The organism is Moorena sp. SIO2C4 (genome assembly GCF_010672485.1).
In the GTDB taxonomy this organism is placed as follows: Bacteria; Cyanobacteriota; Cyanobacteriia; order Cyanobacteriales; family Coleofasciculaceae; genus Moorena; species Moorena producens.
Map to the genome: position 1 here is coordinate 1 of NZ_JAAHGN010001070.1, position 2,531 is coordinate 2,531.

General features: G+C 42.4%; 3 protein-coding genes and 1 pseudogene. 2 read left to right on the top strand and 2 right to left on the bottom strand.

All coding sequences use genetic code 11. The features are described from left to right. Positions 1-239: 239 nt before the first annotated feature. Together F6K20_RS33740 and F6K20_RS33745 are read right to left on the bottom strand one after the other, a co-directional pair. A complete protein-coding gene (locus F6K20_RS33740; RefSeq protein WP_131826852.1) occupies positions 240-440 on the bottom strand; it encodes a hypothetical protein in 201 nt (66 codons plus the stop codon). 894 nt (positions 441-1,334) lie between these two features. Continuing rightward, positions 1,335-1,496, bottom strand: a complete 162-nt coding sequence (locus F6K20_RS33745; protein ID WP_161603148.1) for a hypothetical protein — start codon at positions 1,494-1,496, stop codon at positions 1,335-1,337. 119 nt (positions 1,497-1,615) lie between these two features. Here F6K20_RS33745 and F6K20_RS33750 point away from each other — a divergent pair, with 119 nt between their 5' ends. Both F6K20_RS33750 and F6K20_RS33755 read left to right on the top strand, forming a co-directional pair. Further along, entirely contained in the window at positions 1,616-1,996 is a 381-nt protein-coding gene (locus tag F6K20_RS33750; RefSeq protein ID WP_008181994.1) for a hypothetical protein, read from the top strand. Positions 1,997-2,227: 231 nt separating this feature from the next. After that, positions 2,228-2,531, top strand: a pseudogene (locus F6K20_RS33755) (ISAzo13-like element transposase-related protein); the annotation flags it as partial.

The window sequence follows — 2,531 nt, forward strand, 5'->3', positions numbered from 1 at the left end:
GGAACGGGGATCTGGCCGTGGAACGGGGATCTGGCCGTGGAACGGGGATCTGGCCGTGGAACGGGGATCTGGCCGTGGAACGGGGATCTGGCCGTGGAACGGGGATCTGGCCGTGGAACGGGGATCTTGCCCGTTTCATTTCCGGGCGGGCAGGATGCCCACTCTACTCTTATTCATTCAAAGACTGACGCAACGCCCAAATGCTTACCTCTTTTATTCAAAAGCTGTTCGCACCTCAATTAGCGTGGCCATTCCCTTAGTGTGGCCTTTGGCCAATGCCAAGGGTGGCCATCGCCCATAAGCACCTTAAGTAGCGTAGCCAAAGGCCAAAGGCTGATGGCTGATAGCTGAATGCTTACCTTTTGACAGATGCTATATGTAATTTCTTGATATGTGTTCACCACTATTTGGGTTTTACCATTAGTAACGGCTAGTTGCACTGGATCATCTCAAAATTCTGTAAAGAGTGTGTAAAGATTGTGTCAACTTGAGAAGTGAGCCTTCCCTCTCTTGGTGGGCGTTTCCTAGCGCTCTCTTGGTGCCCATTCACCCTTAGCTTTGAAAAAGCGCGGGGTCGCACCGCATCTTTGATCGCAACGCGCGGATGAGCGGCGTTACCACTCCTTTAACGAAAGGGTAGCGATGAAGCCTCTGTTATTCGAGAACACTAGTCCAGTAATAATACCAAGTTGGACTCAAATTCGTAAGTCATTCTCTTGGTGGGCCTTCCCTAGCGCTTTGAAAAAGCGCAGGATACCACCGCTTTCAGTTGTTATTAGTCCTTTGTCACCACTCGATAACCAATAATCGAGTAATAGAACTGGATAAATTCACGCTCGATCGGGATTTATAGCCATCAAAGCCTCACGGGGTGACAACCCCGTGAAAACCCAACCAGATTGAGATTTTAAGGAATTGATGGTAGAAAAAGATCGGTCTTGAACTTGTGAGCCAGACCGATCAAAAAATGATATTACCTGAACTATATCTTACTCACCTATCACAATACTTCAGTGAGGCTCAATTAATCACTTTATAAATTTTATTGTTGCTACTGCAAATCCATAAACAGATTAAGATTGAAAGGTTAGCCGCTCATTTTACTTTACCAATTAAGTCCGAAATTCGCCGTCGTCATCTTCAAAGGTTTTTCAAGTTACAGTCGAACTCAGGAGCTCTGATTTTGTTACCAATTATTCAAACAATAATTTCTAATAAATCTCCCAAAAAATAGAGGTTATATCTAGTGTTGGATAGAACTCAATGGCAAGATATAGCAGTCGCCAGGGTAATTAGGACATGACAAAAGTCTCAAACTACAGTTTGGCTTGAGTTTAACTTCTGACTTCTGACTTCTGACTTCTGACTTCTGCTATAAAAACTTGTTTATGGTGGGGGTAATTCTTGGAAAACGGGCACTCCCAATTTACTGGCATTGTCTTGATGCAATAGCGAGTGGTTTGTTCGCGTTCGCCTTTGGCGTGGCCTACGGCCAAGCGTGGCCTACGGCCAAGTTACCGTAAGACAGGCTCGCCTTAGGAGTTGCGCAGAAATAAGTTTATGATAAGGGTCTAAAAATGAGACAATAGAATCGAAGTGATTGTTTCTGGGAAAAATGTCAATAATTGAGGATATTAGAACCAAATTTGAGGCTTTAATGCCATACATGGATGAAAAACTCAGACGATTGTGGTCAGGAGTTGAAGCAGTATCTTTAGGGAAAGAAGGAATAAAAACAGTGGCTTTTGCGACTGGATTATCAAGTAAAACCATTAAAAGGGGAATTCAAGAACTACAAGTTCCAATTGTTCAAGATGATAATCAAAATCAAATAATCAGCTCAACTAAGATCCACAGAAAAGTGAGAAAACCTGGAGGTGGACGCAAAAGTCTATCGCAAAATGACCACACATTAATTCAAGATTTAGAAAAATTAATTGCACCAGCGACTCGTGGAGATCCATGTGGGAGCAGGTCAAATTTGCCGAACAAATGAACTACTTGACAAAACACCAAAAATTCTGTTATTGAGCCGGTCTTAGTTGCAGAACAGATCAACTATGTACCATTAGAGCAAGCTTAAACCCGGGGGCTATAGTAATGGTAAAAATATTCGGCATTTCTGACATGCTCCCCCTATTACCTATTACCCATTACCTATTACCCATTACCTATTACCCATTACCCAGATAAGCGTACAAATGTTCTGCATAAGTGACATGCTCCCGATCCATGTTCCCCGTTACTCTGGACATCGAAAAGTACAGCAAAATTAGCCAAAGCTCTAAAAGAAATGGGACATCAAATTAGTCCAAGAACGGTGGCAAAATTGTTGAAGCAATTAGGGTATAGTTTACAGAGTAATAGAAAAACTTCGGTTCGCGCAGCGTCTCCGAAGGAGAAAGGTTCATCTGATCAAGATAGAGATGCTCAATTTCAATACATTAATGAGAAAGTCAAAGATTTTCAAGAGCGTAATCAGCCAGTAATTTCAGTAGATACAAAAAAAAAAGAATTGATTGGAAATTATC